Source organism: Aeromonas sp. 9A (assembly GCF_963900955.1).
GTDB lineage: Bacteria > Pseudomonadota > Gammaproteobacteria > Enterobacterales > Aeromonadaceae > Aeromonas > Aeromonas salmonicida.
On record NZ_CAWRFG010000001.1, the window covers coordinates 3,949,929 to 3,970,477 of the forward strand.

20 protein-coding genes and 2 pseudogenes are annotated in these 20,549 nt (G+C 59.7%); 18 read left to right on the forward strand and 4 right to left on the reverse strand.

Features of this window, described 5'->3' with window-relative positions; genetic code table 11:
* Positions 1–52: 52 nt before the first annotated feature.
* From AACX78_RS18240 to AACX78_RS18270, 6 genes are all read left to right on the forward strand, one after another.
* Complete coding sequence (locus tag AACX78_RS18240) at positions 53–340, forward strand: hypothetical protein (RefSeq protein WP_021138124.1); 288 nt, start codon at positions 53–55, stop codon at positions 338–340.
* 298 nt (positions 341–638) lie between these two features.
* A complete protein-coding gene (gene torD / locus AACX78_RS18250; protein ID WP_159167041.1) occupies positions 639–1,283 on the forward strand; it encodes a molecular chaperone TorD in 645 nt (214 codons plus the stop codon).
* Positions 1,284–1,287: 4 nt separating this feature from the next.
* Positions 1,288–1,656, forward strand: coding sequence for a hypothetical protein (locus AACX78_RS18255; protein WP_005317625.1), 369 nt, complete (start codon positions 1,288–1,290; stop codon positions 1,654–1,656).
* A 171-nt stretch (positions 1,657–1,827) separates the two neighbouring features.
* Positions 1,828–2,967: a hypothetical protein gene (locus AACX78_RS18260; protein WP_021138121.1), complete on the forward strand. Its 1,140-nt coding sequence runs from the start codon at positions 1,828–1,830 to the stop codon at positions 2,965–2,967.
* On the forward strand, positions 2,957–3,592 hold the full coding sequence (locus AACX78_RS18265) for a hypothetical protein (RefSeq protein WP_159167042.1): 636 nt from the start codon (positions 2,957–2,959) through the stop codon (positions 3,590–3,592). Before AACX78_RS18260 ends, AACX78_RS18265 begins: the two co-directional genes overlap by 11 nt.
* A 124-nt stretch (positions 3,593–3,716) precedes the next feature.
* Positions 3,717–6,167 (forward strand): sensor domain-containing protein, encoded by a 2,451-nt coding sequence (locus AACX78_RS18270; protein ID WP_159167043.1) that lies wholly within the window; start codon positions 3,717–3,719, stop codon positions 6,165–6,167.
* Between the two features lie 45 nt (positions 6,168–6,212).
* On the opposite strand, the gene AACX78_RS18275 is transcribed toward AACX78_RS18270, so the two are convergent.
* Positions 6,213–6,512 (reverse strand): hypothetical protein, encoded by a 300-nt coding sequence (locus AACX78_RS18275; protein ID WP_099994151.1) that lies wholly within the window; start codon positions 6,510–6,512, stop codon positions 6,213–6,215.
* A 168-nt stretch (positions 6,513–6,680) separates the two neighbouring features.
* Here AACX78_RS18275 and acs point away from each other — a divergent pair, with 168 nt between their 5' ends.
* The 8 genes from acs (at position 6,681) to AACX78_RS18315 (ending at position 14,658) form a co-directional block, all read left to right on the forward strand.
* A complete protein-coding gene (acs, locus tag AACX78_RS18280) occupies positions 6,681–8,627 on the forward strand; it encodes an acetate--CoA ligase (protein ID WP_058393738.1) in 1,947 nt (648 codons plus the stop codon).
* A 2-nt stretch (positions 8,628–8,629) separates the two neighbouring features.
* Positions 8,630–8,752 carry a hypothetical protein gene (locus AACX78_RS18285; protein WP_262108529.1) on the forward strand — a complete coding sequence of 41 codons (123 nt, stop codon included), beginning with the start codon at positions 8,630–8,632 and terminating at the stop codon, positions 8,750–8,752.
* A 265-nt stretch (positions 8,753–9,017) separates the two neighbouring features.
* Positions 9,018–9,467: a type II 3-dehydroquinate dehydratase gene (gene aroQ / locus AACX78_RS18290; RefSeq protein ID WP_021138116.1), complete on the forward strand. Its 450-nt coding sequence runs from the start codon at positions 9,018–9,020 to the stop codon at positions 9,465–9,467.
* Between the two features lie 36 nt (positions 9,468–9,503).
* Positions 9,504–9,959 carry an acetyl-CoA carboxylase biotin carboxyl carrier protein gene (accB, locus tag AACX78_RS18295; protein WP_034283807.1) on the forward strand — a complete coding sequence of 152 codons (456 nt, stop codon included), beginning with the start codon at positions 9,504–9,506 and terminating at the stop codon, positions 9,957–9,959.
* 15 nt (positions 9,960–9,974) lie between these two features.
* Positions 9,975–11,315: an acetyl-CoA carboxylase biotin carboxylase subunit gene (gene accC, locus AACX78_RS18300; protein ID WP_005317655.1), complete on the forward strand. Its 1,341-nt coding sequence runs from the start codon at positions 9,975–9,977 to the stop codon at positions 11,313–11,315.
* A 115-nt stretch (positions 11,316–11,430) separates the two neighbouring features.
* Positions 11,431–11,694 (forward strand): YhdT family protein, encoded by a 264-nt coding sequence (locus tag AACX78_RS18305; protein ID WP_021138114.1) that lies wholly within the window; start codon positions 11,431–11,433, stop codon positions 11,692–11,694.
* Positions 11,684–13,141: a sodium/pantothenate symporter gene (panF, locus tag AACX78_RS18310; RefSeq protein WP_159167044.1), complete on the forward strand. Its 1,458-nt coding sequence runs from the start codon at positions 11,684–11,686 to the stop codon at positions 13,139–13,141. Before AACX78_RS18305 ends, panF begins: the two co-directional genes overlap by 11 nt.
* An 89-nt stretch (positions 13,142–13,230) precedes the next feature.
* Positions 13,231–14,658, forward strand: coding sequence for a PTS transporter subunit EIIC (locus AACX78_RS18315; protein WP_159167045.1), 1,428 nt, complete (start codon positions 13,231–13,233; stop codon positions 14,656–14,658).
* Between the two features lie 2 nt (positions 14,659–14,660).
* Here AACX78_RS18315 and AACX78_RS18320 read toward each other — a convergent pair whose 3' ends face one another.
* On the reverse strand, positions 14,661–15,533 hold the full coding sequence (locus tag AACX78_RS18320; RefSeq protein ID WP_201302893.1) for a LysR family transcriptional regulator: 873 nt from the start codon (positions 15,531–15,533) through the stop codon (positions 14,661–14,663).
* A gap of 100 nt (positions 15,534–15,633) precedes the next feature.
* Between AACX78_RS18320 and AACX78_RS18325 the strand changes: the two genes are divergently transcribed.
* A complete protein-coding gene (locus AACX78_RS18325) occupies positions 15,634–16,650 on the forward strand; it encodes a zinc-binding alcohol dehydrogenase family protein (RefSeq protein ID WP_159167046.1) in 1,017 nt (338 codons plus the stop codon).
* A 290-nt stretch (positions 16,651–16,940) separates the two neighbouring features.
* On the opposite strand, the pseudogene AACX78_RS18330 reads toward AACX78_RS18325, so the two are convergent.
* Positions 16,941–17,153 (reverse strand): annotated as a pseudogene (locus AACX78_RS18330) (IS3 family transposase); the annotation flags it as partial.
* Between AACX78_RS18330 and AACX78_RS18335 the strand changes: the two are divergent.
* From AACX78_RS18335 to AACX78_RS18345, 3 genes and pseudogenes are all read left to right on the forward strand, one after another.
* Positions 17,145–17,327: pseudogene (locus AACX78_RS18335) on the forward strand (integrase core domain-containing protein); the annotation flags it as partial. The pseudogenes AACX78_RS18330 and AACX78_RS18335 sit on opposite strands and share 9 nt — an antisense overlap.
* Before the next feature lie 96 nt (positions 17,328–17,423).
* Positions 17,424–18,302: a 50S ribosomal protein L11 methyltransferase gene (gene prmA / locus AACX78_RS18340; protein ID WP_005317670.1), complete on the forward strand. Its 879-nt coding sequence runs from the start codon at positions 17,424–17,426 to the stop codon at positions 18,300–18,302.
* A 136-nt stretch (positions 18,303–18,438) separates the two neighbouring features.
* Positions 18,439–18,987, forward strand: coding sequence for a sugar O-acetyltransferase (locus AACX78_RS18345; RefSeq protein WP_159167047.1), 549 nt, complete (start codon positions 18,439–18,441; stop codon positions 18,985–18,987).
* Positions 18,988–19,033: 46 nt separating this feature from the next.
* Here the strand turns inward: AACX78_RS18345 and AACX78_RS18350 are convergent, their stop codons facing one another.
* Positions 19,034–20,089, reverse strand: a complete 1,056-nt coding sequence (locus tag AACX78_RS18350) for a methyl-accepting chemotaxis protein (RefSeq protein ID WP_265342332.1) — start codon at positions 20,087–20,089, stop codon at positions 19,034–19,036.
* Between the last annotated feature and the right edge of the window lie 460 nt (positions 20,090–20,549).

The window sequence follows — 20,549 nt, forward strand, 5'->3', positions numbered from 1 at the left end:
GGGTCAAGCCTCTCTCATCCTTCCTTGCATCACCTCAACACGGGGGTACACCATGATGGATAACCTGATGCTTTTTCTGATCATATCGGTATTCGCTGTTTTCTATTGGGTCTACTATACCGGCAGTCGCAAAAGCCCTTTCACCACCCAGTGGGAGACATTGCCCACCAAAGAGCAGTATCTGGCGGCGCACCCGGAGGCCATTGATGGCGATATCATCTTCTGCATTCACTGCGGCCATCATCAGCAACTGGATGTCGGCCTGCTGCACCAGACCGATTTTCGCCGCCAGCATATCTGCACCCGTTGCAAGAAGGCGATCTACCGCGAAGAGATCTGATATCTGATTCATCACCCTGGGAGCTGCAAGTTCTCCGGGGCCGATTACGCCTCGGGATCCTCGACCCGGCTTCCACATCTTCGTGGGCTCCAAAGCGCCCCGGCACGAAATAGCCGATAGGCTGCCGCAGTTCGAGACCCGCCCCCTCTGAGTTGCCATCAATACGCCCTGAAAACGTCGCCATCGGCGGCGTTTTTTCTGGCTTGTTCGCCGAATTGTCACCTATGGGTTAACTTTTCTGCCAAAGCCGTTAGAATCGGGCTCACTCTGTTTCCCGCTTGCCATCCACGGAGGAAAAATGCAGGAATTTCTGGCCACTAGCGAACGTCGGGCCGAACTTTACTGGTGGTTCGCCACCCTGTTTAGCGCCGAGCTCAGCGATGAACAGATCGCCGAATACGACAGCTACGATGTGCGAAGCTTCCTGAAGAGCCTCTCCACGCTGGATCCCATGCGCCCGGCCGTCGCCGAGCTCAATGAGGCCATCGCCCGCCTGCTGGTGCGTGACGAGCGCGCCACTGCCCTGGCGGCCGACTTCAAGGGGCTGTTTCTGGCCGATACGGCCGTTCAACCTTATGAATCCGCCCATCTGGATGCCTCATCCCTCGGCCGCATGCAGCAACGACTGGTGCGCCTTGCCATCGATGTCAGTGCCAAATACCCGCAGCCGGTCGATCACCTTGGGGTCGAACTGGATCTGATGGGCAACCTCATCATACGTGCCGCCGAAGCCCCCAGTGCCGATCAGCGTGAACAGTGGCTAGGCGAGCAGGAAGACTTGCTGCATGGCCATCTGCTGGCCTGGTTCCCCCATTTCGAAGCCGCTTGCCGCGCCGCCGATCCCTTCGGTTTCTACGGCGCCAGTGCTCGCTTGCTGGGTGTATTCCTCACCATGGATGCCAACTACCTCAGCCTGGTCAAACCGGCATCCTCCGCCGACTAAGCCGATGAAAACCGCCCTGCTACTGATCGCCTGCTGGCTGCTGACCCTGATCCCGCAGGATCAGGGTCTGACGCCGCTCTTCAGCTTGCTGTTCAATCCGGACAGAGATCTGTATGGCACGGCCCAGCTCACCGGTTTCGGCGGCATACTCCTGACCCTCTATCTCGCCAACCTGGGGGTGGAAGTGGTGCTTCGCCGTCGTTTTCAGATAGCCGGCATGCTGACCCTGCTGGTCGCCTGGATAGGCTTTATCAATGCCAGCGGCAGCGAAGCCCACTGGCTCTTGCTACTTGCCCTCTCCCTGCCCTTTCATGTGCTCGGCCTGCTGGTGCTGACGCGCGGCATTCAGGCATTCGGCCGTCAGAAAGGCTGAAAAACCACCAAAAGTATTACAAATCATGACAGCCGGATCCCCGCATTCCCCGTCCCAGCAAGGTCGGCGTGGTGGGGGCCGGTAACATCTGCTTACATTCAGCTCCCATTCAGTTTTGTTGCAACCGTTATAGTGCGGCTCCTTTTTACCAACCGACACAGGAGCAACAGCATGCCTCCACAGGATGCGCGCATCACGGGTCTCGATCTGTTGCGAGGGCTTGTCATCTTCATGGCCGTCTTCGAGCACTACACCGGCTACCTCAACTACTGGTACATCGACTTTTTCAACCGTGAACATGCCCTCTGGGACAGCTTCTATCTGTCACACAAGGCGATGGCCGGCCACCTGCTGCCCATGGATAACACCACGGCACAGGTCTCGGCCTGGCTTATTCCCTGGGTGAGCCAGATCTACCTGGCCCTGGCGGCCTTCAACCTGAGCCGTCGCAGCCAGGAGCGTTTCAGACCACAACTGGGCGGCAAGCTGGTGCTGTTTGCCAGCATCATATTGATGCTCTATGTCGAAGGGCTGGTCATAGCCCCCAACTTCGGCGAGGCCATCTCCTTCTATCCTGTCATGCTGTGGATGTGCCTGCTGGCACTCTTCTCTCTGGTTTACGCCTGGTTCGGCATCCGGGGCATGCTGGTACTGACAGTGCTCAGCCTGCTGCTGGATCAATTCGGCGTGCAGACCCTGCTTGGCAATATCGACAGCTGGATGAAGCTGCACGTACACCCCGACTATGAGCTGGATGCACGCCTCGATCTCTTCATGGCCAGCGGCTGCTTCGGTTTCCTGTACGGCTGGTGCTGGCATCAGCGCCCCCAGTGGCGGGATCGCCTCAACGGCCTGGTACTGACTCTCTCCCTCATCGCCCTCGTTATCTATCTTGCGTTTGGCGAGAGCAGTTCGGTCGAACTCAGTGACATCTACGCCAACGAGCACGAGCTGGCGCTGGACATGACGGGACGCGCCGGGATCTGGGGCATGGAGTTTCTGGTGATCGGGGCCGTACTCTGGCTGCATCAGCGCAACATCAACCTGTGCTGGCGACCGCTCAACTGGATCGGCATGTATTCGCTGACCGTCTTCATCTTCCACAAGAGTATCTTCGTGCACCTGTGGGGCCCCTTGCTGCTGTGGTGGACTGCCCGCCAGGGCACCATTTTGCCCAACAGCTTCGGCCTTATCATGCTGCTCAGTGCCACCAGCGTGCTGCTCATCTATGCCTTCCAGCGCTCCGGCATCATCTGCCACCTGATGGGCATGCATCAGGACAGAGACTGGGTGCGGCTCTATGGCAAGTAGTCGCTGGCTGCTGCTGACCCTGCCACTCGCGCTGCCCTTGTCGGCCAAGGAGCAGGATAACCTGTGGCAGGTGGGCGGCCAGTGGCAACTCGACAGCAATCAGGCCGGGGTCAAGGCTGACGCCAGCGCCCACTTCTGGCTCGCCTATGAGCGAGAAACCATGGTCGGCCTGATCTTTGCCGATGGGCAGAGCGCCGGGCTGGCCTTGCCGCTCTACAAGCAGAGCTTCCTCGCGCTGGGGGTCAGTCCCATGCAGGTGGTGGATCGCACCCGTTTCAGCGCGCTCTGGCGCCTCGGCTGGCAACTGGACGAGGATCATCAGCTGAGCCTGGGTCAGCTCTATGATGTGACCGGTCGCTATGGCCATATCTGGTATATGGAACACAGCCTGCCGCTGCCGGCTGCCCTCTCCCTCAATCTCTGGCTGACGCGAGGCAGCCAGGCTCACATGGCGGCCTATGGTACCAGCGAGGGGTGGCGGGATTGGGGCGTCACGCTGGAGCGCAGCTGGGGCTGGCAACAGTGGCGACTGGGCACAGAAGTGGGCGCCAAACAGTGGCTTATCAAGGATCGCGATTGGCAACCCGTGGTGAACCTGACCCTGAGCTATCGCTTCAGCTGGTAGCCATCACTTCAACCGGCAACACAACCAGATAGGGGGCAAATGCAGCCCTCTCTCTTCCCTCCAAAGCGCTTCATGCCATACTGACAACACCTTAAATGACAAAAAAGTCAATTCAGGAGCCGTCATGCAGGAAGAGACATCCGAATCCATGCCAGATCCGCCAACGCCGGGTCAACTGAATCCAAACGAGCTGCAACAGCTGTTTGAGCTGGCGCCGTTCGGCATAGGCGTGTTCGACCGCTACTTTCGCTGCCGCAGCGTCAACCAGACGCTGGCCGATATCAACGGCCTCTCCCGGGAAGATCACTACGGCAAATACCTGCGTGACATAGTGCCGACGCTGGCCCCTGTGCTGGAACCCCTGTTCCAGCAGCTCATCAGCAGCGGTATTCCCCAGGTGGAATTGAGCCTGAGCGGCCAGACGGAGGCCCATCAGGGCCAGCAACGACGCTGGCAGGCAATCTACAGCCCCATGCTGGATGAACAGGGCACTCCTGACGGCATACTGACCATAGTGCGGGATGTCACCGAGCAGTATGAAGTGCAGCAACGGCTGCAACTGGCCATGAGTGCAGGCCAGATTGGCGTCTGGGAGTGGCATGTGGCCGAAGACAGGTTGCAATTTGATGGCCAGGTCGAACGCCTGCTCGGCACGGCCGCCAACCAGTTTCAGGGGGGAATGGATAATTTCATCAAACGCTTCGATCCCGTGTCGGGGGAGCAGCTCAGAACCGCCCTCAACGGCACGGCCCCCCTTCACCTGACTTTGAGCTACCTGGGGCCCAACCAGATGCGGGGCTGGGTCGATCTCCATGCCGATCATGTGGCCGCCACCGACACTCAGGGACGCCGCATCATGGGAGTGATCCACGATGCAACCGATCGCTGCAATCAGGAAGACAAGCTGCGCCAGGCCAATGTAGTCTTCGACACCACGGCCGAAGGCATCATCATCATGGATGGGCAGCGCCAGATCATTTCGGTCAACCCGGCCTTCTGCAACATGACCCAGTACGAACCGGACGAGATAGTGGGCAAGTCACCTGAGGCCATCATGCATCCCCGTCGCCATACCGACATTGACTACCCCTGGCACACCCTGCTGCCAGGCAGCCACGCCTGGCACGGGGAGATGATGTGTCTGCGCAAGGATGGCGACTACTTCACCTCCTGGCAGCATGTCAGCGCCGTCTATGACAGCCGCCACAACACGGCCCACTATGTGATCACCTTCTCCGACATCAGCGCCATTCGCAAGGCAGAGGCGCAGCTCAACCACCTCGCCTATCACGATCCTCTGACCGAGCTTGGCAACCGCAACCTGTTGCAGGAGCGGCTCGAACTGGAAATCAAGACTGCCCAGCTCAATCGGCAACAACTTGCCCTGCTGTTCATCGATCTCGACGGTTTCAAACTGATCAATGACAACCTGGGCCACAGGGCGGGGGACCAACTGCTCAAGCTGCTGGCCGGGCGTATCCGCCAAAGCCTGCGTCACAACGATGTGGCCATTCGGCTAGGTGGAGATGAATTCCTGGTGCTGATCCCCTATTTCGAACAACAGGATGAGCTGGCACAGCTCGCCGAACAGCTGCTGGCACGTCTGCGCGAGCCGGTCGAACTGGAACACGAGCAGGTCGCCATCTCCGCCAGCATCGGCATAGCCCTCTACCCTGAGCACGCCCGGAGCCCGGACGCCCTGGTCAGTGCCGCCGACAACGCCATGTACGAAGCCAAAAGCCAGGGCCGTAACGGCTATCTGTTTTACAGTCCCGACATGGCCGAACAGACACGGGAACGGATGAGCATGGAGCAGGGGCTGCTCAAGGCCGTTGATCAGCATCAGCTCTGCATCCTGTATCAACCCATGACGGATCTGGCCAATAACCGCCTGAGCGGGCTGGAAGCCCTGTTGCGCTGGCAACATCCCAGCGAAGGCATGATAGCGCCAGCCCGCTTCATACCGGTGGCAGAGGAGTGTGGTTTGATAGAGCAGATTGGGGAGTGGGTAATGCGCACCGCCTGCCAGCAAGGACAGGCATGGCTGGCGGCCGGGCTGGCCGTGCCACGGCTCTCGGTCAATGTGTCGGTAAGGGAGATGCGCGCCATTGGCTATGTGGAACGGGTCGCGGCCATCCTGGCGGAGACCGGCTTCCCGGCGGAGCGGCTGGAGATAGAGGTGACGGAAAGCATCATACAGCGAGTCGACCATAGCTTGCAGCTGTTCACCCGCCTCAAGGCGCTGGGGGTGCAGATTGCCATCGATGACTTCGGCACCGGCTTCTCATCCCTGAGCTTGCTCAAAAGCCTGCCCATCGATCGCATCAAGATAGATCAAACCTTCGTGCAGGCTCTGCCCGATGACAAGCACAGTCGGGAGCTGTGCCGCACCATCATCAACCTGGCCGACAGCCTGGGCATGGCGGTCACCGCCGAGGGGATCGAGACCCAGGCACAGCGCCAGTTTCTGCAATCCCTGCACTGTCAGGAGGGACAGGGCTACCTGTTCAGCCACCCCTTGACCGAACCCCATCTGGCTGCCCAGCTGACCCCCCGCAAGGGAGTCTGGTGCTGAAGCCGGCAAGTGCTGCAAGAGCCGCTCAATGATCGAAAATACGGCTCACTCACTGAACGTCAGCCTGGCATCCCACCCCTCGCTCTGGCCCTGGAGCGAGTCTGCCATCAGTGCATCCTTCGGGTAGCGCGGTTTTGGCTGCCCTAGGGTAACAGTCACTGGGGGTTTGCGCGCCAGAAATGCATTGCCCATCTGATCGGCAATACGCTCTCGCACTGCTGGCAAGCTGGCCTGTTCGCGGGTCACGGCAAACTCTTTGGGCTGGGGAGCAGCCAGCGCGGCTTCATCGGCAAGCGTAGAGGCATCGGACTGCCAGAGGGCGGTGCAAAGGAGCAGGGACAACATGGCTATCTCCATCGATAAAACCGATGTTTTTACTCAATCACTGATGAATTGTCACGAATGGCACTGTAAGCAGATGTTTCCATCTATCCAAAAGTCTAATTGCCCTCGTACGCCAAAGGTATAAGTTGTTACTTAATCATTACGAGAATGTATTCAAAGGAGTGACAGATGAGCGAGAGCAAGGTCTACCCGGTCAAAGCCCACATCAGCAACGGTGCCCTGCTGGACAAGGCAGGTTACGAGGCCATGTACCTAGCCTCCGTGCAGGATCCGGATGCCTTCTGGGGTGAACAGGGAAAAATCATCGACTGGATGAAGCCTTATACCAAGGTAAAGAACACCTCGTACGACCCGGGGCATGTCTCCATCAAGTGGTATGAGGATGGCCTGCTCAACGTCTCGGCCAACTGCCTGGATCGCCATCTGGCACAGCGCGGTGACAAGGTGGCCATCATCTGGGAAGGGGACAACCCGGCAGAGGATCGCAAGCTGACCTACCGCGAGCTGCACGCCGAGGTGTGCAAGTTTTCCAACGTATTGAAAGCACAGGGTGTGCATCGGGGTGATGTGGTCTGCCTCTACATGCCCATGGTGCCGGAAGCGGCCATCGCCATGCTGGCCTGTACCCGTATAGGTGCCGTGCACAGCATCGTCTTCGGCGGCTTCTCGCCGGAGGCCCTGGCCGGCCGCATCATTGACTCAGGCTCCTCCATCGTCATCACGGCCGACGAGGGGCTGCGTGGCGGCCGCCCTGTCCCGCTCAAGAAAAATGTGGATGAAGCGCTCACCAATCCGGATACCCGGGTCAGCAAGGTGATAGTACTCAAGCGCACCGGTGGCAATGTTGCCTGGCACAACCACAGGGACATCTGGTGGCATGAGGCAACTGCCGCCGCCAGCAGCGACTGCCCACCCGAGGCAATGAACGCCGAAGATCCCCTGTTCGTCCTCTACACCTCCGGTTCCACCGGCAAGCCCAAGGGAGTGTTGCACACCACCGGCGGCTATCTGGTCTACGCCACCCTCACCTTCAAGTACGTGTTCGACTACCACGAGGAGGACATCTACTGGTGTACCGCCGACGTGGGCTGGGTCACGGGCCACTCCTATCTGGTCTACGGGCCGCTCGCCAACGGCGCCACCACCATCATGTTCGAAGGGGTGCCCAACTACCCGGCCACCAACCGCATGAGCCAGGTGGTGGACAAGCACCAGGTCACCATCCTCTACACGGCCCCGACGGCGATCCGCGCCCTCATGGCCAAGGGCCGTGATGCGGTAGAGGGCACCTCCCGCCAGAGCCTGCGCATCATGGGTTCAGTGGGCGAGCCCATCAACCCGGAAGCCTGGGAGTGGTACTACCGCACCATAGGCGAGGAACGCTGCCCCATCGTCGATACCTGGTGGCAGACCGAGACCGGCGGCATCCTCATCAGCCCGCTGCCCGGCGTCACCGACCTGAAACCGGGATCGGCTACCCGTCCCTTCTTCGGCGTGCAGCCAGCGCTGGTGGACAACATGGGCGAGCCGCTGGAGGGTGCCACAGAGGGCAACCTGGTGATCACCGACTCCTGGCCGGGTCAGATGCGCACCGTGTTTGGCGATCATGAGCGCTTCGAGCAGACCTATTTCTCCACCTTCCCGGGTCGTTACTTCACCGGCGACGGCGCCCGTCGCGATGAAGATGGTTACTACTGGATCACGGGACGGGTGGATGATGTACTCAACGTCTCCGGCCACCGCATGGGGACCGCCGAAATAGAGTCGGCGCTGGTCGCCCATCCCAAGATCGCCGAAGCGGCGGTGGTGGGGGTGCCCCACGAGATCAAGGGTCAGGGCATCTATGCCTATGTCACCCTGATCGCCGGGGAAGAGCCGAGCCGCGAGCTGCACAAAGAAGTGAAGGAGTGGGTACGCAAGGAGATCGGTGCCATCGCCACCCCGGATGTGATCCACTGGGCGGAGGGGCTGCCCAAGACCCGTTCCGGCAAGATCATGCGCCGTATCCTGCGCAAGATCGCGACAGGCGAGACCGACAGCCTGGGGGATATCTCCACCCTGGCGGATCCCGGGGTCGTGGATAAACTCATCCGCGAGAAGTCGGAAGCGGCCTGATCATGCGTTCCATAATGCAGCGCAAGATCGCGACAGGCGAGACCGACAGCCTGGGGGATATCTCCACTCTGGCGGATCCCGGGGTCGTGGATAAACTCATCCGCGAGAAGTCGGAAGCGGCCTGATGTAGCCCGTTATCTGCCTCCAGAGCCGGCCCTGTGCCGGCTTTGTCGTCTCTGCTACTGAGCAATTGAACAGCTCACCACTTAGTGCAAAAAACAGACAGATGTAGAGATTAGACCAGTAAAATGCTGCTAATTTTCACGAAATCAATATAATTGCGAAATCTGTGTGCCAGTGCACACCGAATTGCGCAGAAAATGGCTAGATTTCTGGTAGTCCACAAGATAGCTGGTAGATAGCAGCATTATCATCGAGGATGTACTCAATATGTCGCAAAATCACCGTATTCTCCTGCTCAACGGGCCAAACCTGAACCTGCTGGGCAAACGGGAACCGGGCATCTACGGCAGCAAGACGCTCGATGAGATCGTCGCCGATCTGAAGCACAACGCCAGCGAACTCGGCGTCACACTGGAACACCTGCAATCCAACGCCGAACATGAGTTGGTCAGCCGCATCCACCAGGCCATGGGCCAGGTGGATTATATCATCATCAATCCAGCCGCCTTCACCCACACCAGTGTTGCCATCCGCGATGCGCTGCTGGGTGTCGCCATCCCCTTTATCGAGGTGCACCTGTCAAACGTCCATGCCAGGGAGCCTTTCCGTCATCACTCCTATCTGTCTGATGTCGCTAAAGGAGTAATCTGCGGGCTGGGTGCAGATGGCTACCAATTCGCTTTAACCGCGGCCGTGCATCAGTTGCGCGCGGCTTGATAATCACTGATCAGATAAAGAAGAAAGAGAATGCTAATGGATATCCGCAAAATCAAGAAGCTGATTGAACTGGTTGAAGAGTCCGGCATTGCCGAACTGGAGATCTCCGAAGGTGAAGAGTCCGTTCGCATCAGCCGCAACTTCTCCGGTCAGGTGACCACCGCCATGCCGCAGATGATGATGCAGCCGGCCATGGCCCCTGCCGCCGCACCGGCAGCCGCCGCCGTCGCACCGACCGCAGATGCAGCCACCCCGAGTGGTCACCTGATGCGCTCCCCCATGGTTGGCTCCTTCTATCGCTCCTCCAGCCCGGAAGCCAAGCCGTTCGCGGAAGTCGGTCAGCACGTCAATGTCGGCGATACCCTGTGCATCGTCGAAGCCATGAAAATGATGAACCAAATAGAGTCTGACAAGACCGGCGTGATCAAAGCGATCCTGGTTGAAAATGGTCAGGCCGTCGAATTTGACGAGCCGCTGTTCATCATCGAATAAGGGAAGTTGCCACCCATGTTGGACAAAGTAGTCATCGCCAACCGCGGTGAAATTGCCCTGCGGATCCTGCGCGCTTGCAAAGAGCTCGGGATCAAGACAGTGGCCGTTCACTCCACCGCCGATCGGGAGCTCAAACATGTGCTCCTGGCCGACGAAACCATCTGCATCGGCAAGCCTGCCAGCGGTGAATCCTACCTCAATGTACCGGCCATCATAGCCGCCGCCGAGGTCACGGGTGCCGTTGCCATCCACCCAGGTTACGGCTTCCTCTCCGAGAACGCCGATTTCGCCGAAGTGGTCGAAAAATCCGGTTTCATCTTCATCGGCCCGCGCGCCGAGACCATTCGCCTGATGGGTGACAAGGTCTCCGCCATCGAGGCGATGAAAAAAGCGGGCGTACCTTGCGTGCCTGGCTCTGACGGCCCGGTCGACAGCGATGCCAAGCACAACGCCGCCATCGCCAAGCGCATCGGTTATCCGGTGATCATCAAGGCCGCCGGTGGCGGTGGTGGTCGCGGCATGCGCGTGGTGCGCAATGAAGCCGAGCTGGCTGCCGCCATCGCCCTGACCAAATCCGAAGCAGGCCAGTTCTTCAAGAACGACATGGTCTACATGGAGAAGTACCTGGAGAACCCGCGCCATATCGAAATTCAGATATTGGCAGACGGCCAGGGCAACGCCCTCTATCTGGGCGAGCGTGACTGCTCCATGCAGCGTCGCCACCAGAAAGTGGTCGAAGAGGCACCGGCACCGGGCATCACCGAAGAGATGCGCAAGTTCATCGGCGAGCGCTGCGTGCGCGCCTGCATCGAGATCGGCTACCGCGGTGCTGGGACCTTCGAGTTCCTGTACGAAAACGGCGAGTTCTATTTCATCGAGATGAACACCCGTATCCAGGTTGAGCATCCGGTCACCGAGATGGTCACCAGCGTGGATCTGATCAAGGAGCAGTTGCGCATCGCCGCCGGCCAGCCCCTGTCGATCACCCAGCAGGACATCCGCATCCGTGGCCATGCCATCGAATGCCGGATCAACGCCGAAGACCCGGCTACTTTCATGCCGTCTCCCGGCCTGATCCAGCGCTTCCATGCGCCGGGTGGTCTGGGCGTACGTTGGGATTCCCACATCTACGCCGGTTACAAGGTACCGCCTTACTACGACTCCATGATCGGCAAGCTGATCTGTTACGGCGAGAACCGTGACGTCGCCATCGCCCGCATGCGTCAGGCGCTGGACGAGCTGGTGGTAGAAGGGATCAAGACCAACGTCTCCCTGCAAAAAGAGATCATGAAGGACGAAAACTTCCAGCACGGTGGCACCAATATCCACTACCTGCACAAGAAGCTGGGTCTGTAAGGATCCAAACTTCCGATAGAAGTCAGCTCCGCAAGGAGCCTCTGTTGAAAAAGGGCCATGGCGACATGGCCCTTTTTTGTTATTCTTGCGCCCCTCAAAATTGTCGGAGGCCAAGGTGAATCGTTTCGCGCTCGCTCGTCGGGAAGCAGCCCTCTGCCTGCTGCTGACCCTGCTCTATTTCTTTGCCTGGTATGGCACTGCGTATTTCATCCCGGAAGAGATCGAATACTGGGACATGCCACTCTGGTTCCTGCTCAGCTGCATGGTGATGCCGCTGCTGTTCATTGTGTTGTGCGGCCTGATGGTGGATCGCCTGTTTGTGGATATTCCCCTCGATACGCCTCCCCGCAGTGCCAAGGAGCCTCCCCATGAATCTTGAGTTGATGCTGCCCCTGGTCATCTATCTGGTGCTGGTGCTGGGGATCGGTTTCTGGGCCAGTCGCCATCGCACCGGCGGCGACTTCGTGCAGGAGTACTTCATCGGCAACCGCAGCATGGGCGGTCTGGTGCTCGCCATGACGCTGGTGGCTACCTATACCTCGGCATCGTCCTTCATCGGCGGGCCGGGTGCCGCCTACAAGATTGGCCTTGGCTGGGTGTTGCTGGCGATGATCCAGCTGCCCACCGTCTGGCTTACCCTGGGGGTGCTCGGCAAGAAGTTCGCCATCATTGCCCGCCGGGTCAATGCGGTGACCATCAATGACATGATGTGGGCCCGCTACCAGAGCAAGGCAGTTGTCATTCTCGGATCCGTTACTATCATCCTCGCCTTTATCGCCACCATGGTGGTGCAGTTCATCGGCGGTGCCCGCCTGCTGGAGACGGCCACCGGCCTCTCCTACCAGCAGGGGCTGATGCTGTTTGCCAGTTGCGTGCTGCTCTACACCATCATCGGCGGCTTTCGTGCCGTGGTGATGACCGACGCCCTGCAGGGGATCATCATGCTGATCGGCACCGGCGCCTTGCTGGCTGGGATCCTGATTGCCGGGGATGGATTGCCCAGCCTCATCCACCAGCTCAGGGAGATCGACCCCAAACTGGTGAGCCCGACGGGGGCCGGCGACATGCTGACCCAACCCTTTATGCTGAGCTTCTGGATCCTGGTCTGCGTCGGAGTGGTGGGGCTGCCCCACTCGGCCCTGCGCTGCTTCGGCTATCGGGACAGCAAGGCGCTCCATCGCGGCATTCTCATCGGCACAGTGGTCAGTGCCCTGCTGATGTTCGGCATGCACCTGGCCGGTGCCCTGGGCCGCGCCATTCTGCCCGGCATGGACAGCCCGGACAAGATCATGCCCTCCCTGATGATGGAAGTGCTGCCGCCCTGGCTGGCCGGGGTGTTTCTGGCGGCACCGATGGCGGCCATCATGTCCACCATCGACTCCCAGCTGATCCAGGCCTCCGCCACTCTGGTGAAGGATCTCTACCTCAACTACCTCAATCCCAAGCAGGAGAAACTGGAGGTGCGCATTCCTCGTCTCTCCCTGCTCTGCACCCTGATCCTGGGCACGCTCGTATTGCTGGCGGCGCTGCAGCCCCCCGAGATGATCATCTGGCTCAACCTGCTCGCCTTCGGTGGCCTGCAGGCCGTGTTCCTGTGGCCGCTGGTACTCGGCCTTTACTGGTCAAGGGCCAACGGGCCGGGCGCCCTGGCCAGCATGGTATCCGGCATCGTCTGCTATGGCTTACTGAGCCAGTGGGGGATAAAACTGGCCGGACTGCATGCCATAGTACCGAGTCTGGGGCTGGGACTGGTTGCCTTTGTGCTGGTCAGCCTGCTGACTCCGCCTCCCAGTCAGGGGGTTCGGCGATTATTCGAACAGCAGTAACAAAGAGATTAATAAAGGGTTCCAAAACTATCCCCAAATAGGTGTTTTACGGGTAAACTGTGCGCCAAGTCACAAAACTCAGCACCTTTATGCCAGTACAGAACGCCAGACAGACCCTGATCCAGGCCCTGCAACGACTCGGTTACGCCCTGTTGTTGCCGGTCTCCATACTGCCACTGGCTGCGCTGCTCTACCGGCTCGGTCAACCGGATGTACTGGATCAGGCTGTGCTCTCCCTCACGGGGCGCGCCCTGTTCAGCCAGATGCCGCTCATCTACGCGGTGGCCATCGCCTTCGGCCTGAGCCGACAAGGAGAGGGCACTCAGGCGCTGGCCGGGGCGGTCAACTTCCTGCTGCTGAGCTCCGCGCTGGGCACACTGGCCCCCGGCCTGCATGCAGACATGATCTGCGGCCTGCTGGCGGGGCTCACCACCGCCATCATCTACCCCTGGGTGAAACGGCGCACCATACCTGGCTGGCTGCAGATAGCGCAGGGGGATTTCGCCTGCCTGTGCATCTCGGCGATCGCCTGCCTGTTGCTGGCGTTTCCCCTCTCCCTGTTCTGGCCGCTGCTGGAGCAGGGCATCACGCTGCTGGCCTCGGAACTGCTCACCACCCCACTGGGCGCCTTCTGTTACGGCACCCTCAACCGGCTGCTGATCCCCCTTGGCCTGCATCAGGTGCTGGGCAGTCTCATCGGCCTTGGCGAGAGCAACCTGCAAGCGCTGGCCACCGCCCAGCCGCTGCATGAAGGCTATGTAGCCGGCCTCTATCCCATCATAATGTTCGGCCTGCCGGGCGCCTGCTTTGCCATCTGGCTGCACCGCCAGCGCATGCAGCGACTGCCGCAGGGTGGACTGCTGCTCACCCTGGCGCTCACCTCTGCACTATTGGGGATCACTGAGCCCATCGAGTTCCTGTTCGCCTTCACCGCTCCCTGGTTGTTTCTGGCCCATGCCCTGCTGACCGGGTTGTCGCTGGCCATCTGCAGCGGGCTTGGCATCCAGGTGGGCAGCTACTTCTCCGCCGGTCTGCTGGATCTGGTGTTGAGCTATCAGTCCGGCGAGCACAGCTTCTGGCTCATTCCGGTCGGCATCCTCTTCTTCGTCGCCTACACACTGCTGTTCTATCAGCTGCTGGAACGAGCGCCTCTGAGCCTGCCGAGCAAGCCCATCGCCAATGAGCACCCACGCTTGGCCAGTGTCGCCCCCTCGGATCCCCAGATGCTGGCGATCCAGTACCTCAAGGCGCTGGGGGGCATGGACAATCTGCAAGCCATGAGCGTCTGCCTGACCCGCCTCAGTCTGCGGGTGTGCGACATAGCGCTGGTGGATCAGTCCCGCCTGCCGGGGCTGGGTTGCCTCTCCTGGATCCAGCTCAACGGCCATCAACTGGTACTGGTGCTGGGCCCCAACGCCAGCCTGATTGAGGGGCAGATCCGCATGCTGGCGGAGCGTCAGTCGGTACCGCTCGGCCTTAAACCCAATCAGGAGTCTGCCAGCCCAGGCAACTGGTAGGCTCAGGCGAACGGCAAGCGCTCTGCGACGAAGTCCATCAGCGAGCGCAAGGCAGGCGCCAGATGTTCCCGGCTCGGGTAGATGAGATAGAAGGGATTGGGCGGTATGGGGTGATCCGGCAGCAATTTCTGCAACCGTCCCGTCGCCAGACCCTCCTGACAGACATGGTGTGGCAACAGGGCAATCCCGCCTTCATGCAATGCCAGCTCCCGCAGCGCCAGCAAGCTGTTGCTGATGCAGGCCCCTTGCGGCCGCCAGCCCCCCTCCTGCAGTGGCCACACAGGCAATGCCGAGTGCACCAGACAGGGGTGAAGCCCCAACTCGGACAACTGCTGCGGCGCGCCATGAGCCGCCAGATAACCGGGAGCCGCCACCAGATGGCGCGGCACCTGACCAATGCGCTTGCAAATGAGACTGGAATCTTTCAGCGGCGCCGCCCGCAGCGCCAGATCATAACCCTCTCCTACCAGATCCAGTTGATCGTCGCAGAGGGTCAGCTCCAGCACCACCTCGGGATAGAGGGCACGAAATTCCGCCAGGATCCTGCCAAGCAGCAGGGTGCCGGTCGCCTCGGGCGCCGTGATCCTTACCCGACCGGCGGGGGCGGCGCGCAGCCGCGCCATCGCCAGATTGGCACTACGGGCCAGCGCCAGCAGCGCCTGACATTGCTCCACGTAAATCTCACCCTGCGGGGTCAGGCTGAGCCTGCGAGTGGTACGCTGCAGCAGTCGCACCCCGAGCTGGGTTTCGAGCCGCGAGATCTTCTGGCTCACCGAGGACTTGGGCATGCCGAGCGCCTCGGCGGCACCGGTAAAACTGCCCTGCTCCACCACGGTAGCGAACAGCCCCATCAACTCCAGATCGACATTGTTCATATATTCAAACAGTCTTTACCAATTACCCACCTTAATAAGAATAATTAACCAGACTAGAGTGGCTGGCAATCCCAATCCATCCGATTTGAAAGGAACTGCCATGAAAGCCATTGCCCTGACTCACTACCTGCCCAGCGATCACCCCGACTGCTTTATCACTGCCAACCTGCCCGATCCGATACCGGGCCCGCGGGATCTGCTGGTGAAAGTGACAGCCACCTCCATCAATCCAGTGGATACCAAGGTGCGCGCCCCCAAGGCCAGGATTGAAGCCAGCCCGCGTGTACTGGGCTGGGATGCAGTCGGTGAGGTCGTTGCCGTCGGTAGCGAAGTGAGCCTGTTCAAGGCGGGCGACAGAGTCTGGTATGCCGGCGACATCAGCCGCCCGGGCAGCAACAGCGCCCTGCAACTGGTGGATGAGCGCATCGCCGCTCTTGCCCCCACCAGTCTGACCGACCTGGAAGCCGCCGCCCTGCCGCTCACCGCCATCACCGCCTGGGAGACACTGTTCGAGCGCATCGGCCTTCACCGCGAGAGCACAGGCAAGCTGCTGATCATTGGCGGGGCAGGTGGGGTAGGCTCCATCGCCATTCAGCTGGCTCGCCAGCTCACCAATATGGAAGTGATTGCCACAGCCTCCCGACCGGAAAGCCGTGAATGGTGTCTGGAAATGGGCGCCCATCAGGTGGTAAGCCATCACAAGCTGCAGGCAGAGCTCACCGCTCTGGGCATTACCCAGCTCGACGCCATCTTCTGCACCAATGCTACCGAGCAGCACTGGGATGCCATGGCCAGCCTCATTCGCCCGTTCGGCCACATCTGCACCATCGCCGAATCCAGCGAGCCCTGGGATCTCTCCCTGCTCAAGAGCAAAAGTGCCACCTTCAGTCAGGAATTCATGTTTACCCGATCCCTGTTCCAGACCCCGGACATGATCGAGCAACACAAGCTGCTTGGCCAGGTTGCCTCCCTCATCGACCAAGGGGTGCTCAAGAGCACACTCACCCGCACCCTGTCCGAGCTGACCCCGGTCACCCTGGCCCAGGCCCATGCGGAGGTGGAAGCCGGCCGCATGGTGGGCAAGCTGGTGATCGACATGAGCGGCTTTGCCAACTAAGCCCTCAAACGCACCATGATGGGATAAGTTCACCAAGGAGATGCCCCAAACGGGCACAATCAGCGGCACTCATGACCGCCTGTGGCAGGCCAACGTCCGATAATCAGCCAAAAAAGAGGCCATTTCGCGAGAAATGGCCTGAATACCTGAACATTGGGGTAACAATCACACACATATCCTTATGCAGGACATATTAGTCTTTGCATCTAGCGTACCAACAGCAGCATGAATGCGCCAAAACGGCGTCAGCCCATCCTTGAGGTGTCCTGACAAGATCGGACAGTCCCGGATCAAGCAGCCTGAGTAGTTTTCCTATACCTCTTGTTAAACTCCGCCGGGCTGACATTGCCAAGTCGTGAATGCCGACGTTGGCGGTTGTAAAAAATCTCTATGTATTCCTGAATCGCTGCCTTGGCCTCCGCTCTCGTCTTGAATCTATGGTGATGAACCAGTTCATTTTTAAGAGACCCCCAGAAGCTTTCTATCGGGGCNTCATTCAGACAGCGCTGCGTGAATGGGCTTATGCACGGAGCTATGACTCGTCAGCGCAACGGGCAGAACACCTGCAACCGTGGCTGCATGAGTACAACTGGCATCGTCCTCATGCAAGTCTGGGCTATAAGCCCCCCATCAGCCGTCTTCAATCTGTGAACAACCTGGTGGGTTTACACAGCTAGAGACCTGATTGCCCTTCCACATCATGGGCAAACCACGACAGCACTACCCCATGATGGTAGAATCTCGCGGTTTCACATTTATGAAGAGTCGACGCCATGCCCTGGATACAAATTCGAATCAACGCCACTGCCAAGACGGCAGACAAGGTGAGCAACATGCTGCTGGGGCGTGGAGCCCAGGCCGTGACCTTTATGGATGCCCAGGATGTCCCCGTCTACGAGCCGCTGCCCGGTGAAACCCCGCTCTGGGGCGAGACCGAAGTGATGGGCTTGTTCGATGCCGAAACCGATCCGGCCCCCACCATCGCCTTCTTCCAGCAGATCTTCGGGGAAGACGTGGGCTACAAGGTCGAGCAGCTGGAAGACAAGGACTGGGTGCGCGAGTGGATGGATCACTTCCACCCCATGCAGTTTGGCGAACGGCTCTGGATCTGCCCGAGCTGGCGCGATGTGCCAAACCCCGATGCGGTCAACGTCATGCTGGATCCGGGTCTGGCATTTGGTACCGGTACCCATCCCACCACGGCGCTCTGCCTGCAGTGGCTGGACGGGCTGGATCTGGCCGGCAAAACCGTGGTCGACTTTGGTTGTGGCTCCGGCATCCTCGGCATTGCCGCCCTGAAACTGGGCGCCGCCCGCGTCATCGGCATCGACATAGACCCGCAGGCCATTCAGGCCAGCCATGACAACGCGGAGCGCAACGGCGTCGCCGGCCAGATCGAACTCTATCTGCCAGCGGATCAGCCGCAAGACGTAGAAGCAGACGTGGTGGTGGCCAACATACTGGCCGGCCCGCTGCGCGAGCTGGCACCGCTCATCGCCGGCCACGGCAAGCCGGGCAGCCTGATGGCGCTCTCCGGTGTGCTGGAGAGCCAGGCCCCGGAGCTGGAAACCATTTACGGCCAGTGGTTCGACATGGACCCGACTGCGGTGAAGGAAGAGTGGTGCCGCCTCTCCGGTCGCAAGCACGGCTGATGGCAACCACCTCATACAACAAGGGCACCGATGGGTGCCCTTGTTGTTTTACCTTTGTCCTGCTCTGGGAAGCGGTTCACGCTTCTCCGCCTCCCGATGGCTTATCCTCTCCCCTTCACATCCTAGAGGCCCCACCATGACCGAATATCAGAAGATGATCAGCAGCCAACCCTACAACTGCATGGCACCGGAGCTGGATGTCCTGCGCCGTGAGACGGCGCGCCGCTATCGCGGCTTCAATCGAGCGGAAGAGGAGGATGAACAGCTGGCGCTGTTGCAGGAGATAGTCGGCGAGCTGACGGAGAACGCCTTTATCTGCCCGCCGTTTTACTGCACCTATGGCCGTCATATCAGCCTGGGGGCGGGATCCTACGTCAACATGGGGGCCACGTTTCTGGACAACGCACCGATCCGCATCGGCGCCAACGTCATGATAGGGCCGAACGTACAGGTCTACACAGCTGCCCACGCGCTGGCCACAGATGAGCGCATCCAGGGGGTGGAGACGGCGCTGCCGGTGACCATAGAAGACAAAGTCTGGATTGGCGGCGGCGCCATACTGCTGCCCGGTGTCACCATCGGGCGGGAGGCCATCGTCGGCGCGGGGGCCGTCGTCACCAAAAACGTGCCTGCCGGCGCCCGGGTAGTGGGCAACCCGGCGCGGATCCTGCCTGTCAGCCGCTGAGACGCCCCGCGCTCATGCAAACAAGCGCTGACCCTGACGCACGGGCTCAGGCACTTCCCAGCAAGCGGTCGATACAGTGCACCACCTGCATGCTGGCGCTTTCCATTGTCTTGAGCTGCTCGACCATCTCCTTGATATTGCCCTGCTGGCGAGCATGAAGGGCTGCCTTGCCACTCTCGTGTACCCGTTTGTGTGGCCCATCCAGCTCGCGAAACCCGGGCTGCTGGGCAAAGAGCTCGGCGCCTTGCCCCTCGAAATACCACCTGCCCAGCCGACATTCGGTATGACCATTGACCGGCTCATGGAAGTGCTGCTGATCAATAAGGCGATAGATGGTGTTCTTCCAGACCGCATGATCGAGCTTGGTAGTATTGAGAAAAGAGGTGGTGGCAGCACTGTGGATCACCTGCTGCATCCTGCCGGATTGAGCCAGCACCTGGGCCACAACTGCATCGATCTGGGATGAAGAGGTCGCCACTTCGGCGGCGCTGGCCTGATTGTCATCGATGATGAGCTTGATATCCTGCGCCTGACCGACAATCTGTTTGACCAGCCCCTCAATCTGGCGACTGGCTTCGTGGGCCTTGCTGGCCAATTGCCGCACCTCGTCGGCTACGACGGCAAAGCCGCGGCCAGCTTCTCCGGCTCGGGCTGCTTCTATGGCTGCGTTGAGGGCCAGCAGATTGGTCTGTTCCGAAATACCCTGTATGGCCGCAACAAACTGGTTGATGGCCGACGTGGTGGCATCGAGCTGGTTGACTGCCTTGAGGCTACGCTCGGCTTCACCTGTGATGACATGGGCCCGCTCGGAGAGGCGGCCGATGGCACTGCGGGTCAGGGCGAACAGTTGATCCAGCTCCGAGAGAGCTCTCTTCTCTTCCATCAGATGTTCGGCACTGCCCGCCAGCGCTTCACGCACGCTCTGCAGCATCTCGCCCCCCTTGTTCTGGCACGAGATCACCTGGTTGAAGAGGTCACTACTCTCCCTGCTATTGCGCTGCATCTGCTCATACTCACCTATGGTGGCGCGCAGCTCGGCCAGCGCCTGCTGGTGTTGCTCCTCCTTGAGACTCAGGGCCTCCTGCAGCTGCTGATTTTCCATTTTTAGTTTGCTGTTGAACCACATAAAGCCTCCGGCTGGCAAGAAATGCAGAGTGGGCTACCTCAATGGGAATAACCCACTCTCTTGTTATTATCTGCCAGCGAAGCGCGATCCTGACCCCGATTTTATAAGGAAAAGCGTGAACCTTGATCGCGATCCAAATCTCAATTGGAGCCACAAAAATCTTGCCCATAAAAATAAAGCCCAATGTCATGAAGACGTTGGGCTGTAAAAAGGTGCTACGGAATTGCGACTCTCATCGCAGAAAATTAGAAGGGGTCACCTTCTAAACTGGCACAGGGATATTAACGAGGCGCAAACGTTTTACATAGCGTAATCAACCAGGATTGAGAACAGCCTCTCACTATTTAAAAAATTCCCTGCCAATCCCCATCACCCTCTTGGCAAGTATTTATTTATCAGTACAGCCTCAGGTTCGTGATCGATCGAGATAAAAAAA

Excerpts from the sequence above, each read along its gene's own strand:
- AACX78_RS18240 (WP_021138124.1), top strand. The coding sequence starts at position 53 with ATGATGGATAACCTGATGCTTTTTCTGATCATATCGGTATTCGCTGTT.
- torD (WP_159167041.1), top strand. The coding sequence starts at position 639 with ATGCAGGAATTTCTGGCCACTAGCGAACGTCGGGCCGAACTTTACTGG.
- AACX78_RS18255 (WP_005317625.1), top strand. The coding sequence starts at position 1,288 with ATGAAAACCGCCCTGCTACTGATCGCCTGCTGGCTGCTGACCCTGATC.
- AACX78_RS18260 (WP_021138121.1), top strand. The coding sequence starts at position 1,828 with ATGCCTCCACAGGATGCGCGCATCACGGGTCTCGATCTGTTGCGAGGG.
- AACX78_RS18265 (WP_159167042.1), top strand. The coding sequence starts at position 2,957 with ATGGCAAGTAGTCGCTGGCTGCTGCTGACCCTGCCACTCGCGCTGCCC.
- AACX78_RS18270 (WP_159167043.1), top strand. The coding sequence starts at position 3,717 with ATGCAGGAAGAGACATCCGAATCCATGCCAGATCCGCCAACGCCGGGT.
- AACX78_RS18275 (WP_099994151.1), bottom strand. The coding sequence starts at position 6,512 with ATGTTGTCCCTGCTCCTTTGCACCGCCCTCTGGCAGTCCGATGCCTCT.
- acs (WP_058393738.1), top strand. The coding sequence starts at position 6,681 with ATGAGCGAGAGCAAGGTCTACCCGGTCAAAGCCCACATCAGCAACGGT.
- AACX78_RS18285 (WP_262108529.1), top strand. The coding sequence starts at position 8,630 with ATGCGTTCCATAATGCAGCGCAAGATCGCGACAGGCGAGACCGACAGC.
- aroQ (WP_021138116.1), top strand. The coding sequence starts at position 9,018 with ATGTCGCAAAATCACCGTATTCTCCTGCTCAACGGGCCAAACCTGAAC.
- accB (WP_034283807.1), top strand. The coding sequence starts at position 9,504 with ATGGATATCCGCAAAATCAAGAAGCTGATTGAACTGGTTGAAGAGTCC.
- accC (WP_005317655.1), top strand. The coding sequence starts at position 9,975 with ATGTTGGACAAAGTAGTCATCGCCAACCGCGGTGAAATTGCCCTGCGG.
- panF (WP_159167044.1), top strand. The coding sequence starts at position 11,684 with ATGAATCTTGAGTTGATGCTGCCCCTGGTCATCTATCTGGTGCTGGTG.
- AACX78_RS18315 (WP_159167045.1), top strand. The coding sequence starts at position 13,231 with ATGCCAGTACAGAACGCCAGACAGACCCTGATCCAGGCCCTGCAACGA.
- AACX78_RS18320 (WP_201302893.1), bottom strand. The coding sequence starts at position 15,533 with ATGAACAATGTCGATCTGGAGTTGATGGGGCTGTTCGCTACCGTGGTG.
- AACX78_RS18325 (WP_159167046.1), top strand. The coding sequence starts at position 15,634 with ATGAAAGCCATTGCCCTGACTCACTACCTGCCCAGCGATCACCCCGAC.
- prmA (WP_005317670.1), top strand. The coding sequence starts at position 17,424 with ATGCCCTGGATACAAATTCGAATCAACGCCACTGCCAAGACGGCAGAC.
- AACX78_RS18345 (WP_159167047.1), top strand. The coding sequence starts at position 18,439 with ATGACCGAATATCAGAAGATGATCAGCAGCCAACCCTACAACTGCATG.
- AACX78_RS18350 (WP_265342332.1), bottom strand. The coding sequence starts at position 20,089 with ATGGAAAATCAGCAGCTGCAGGAGGCCCTGAGTCTCAAGGAGGAGCAA.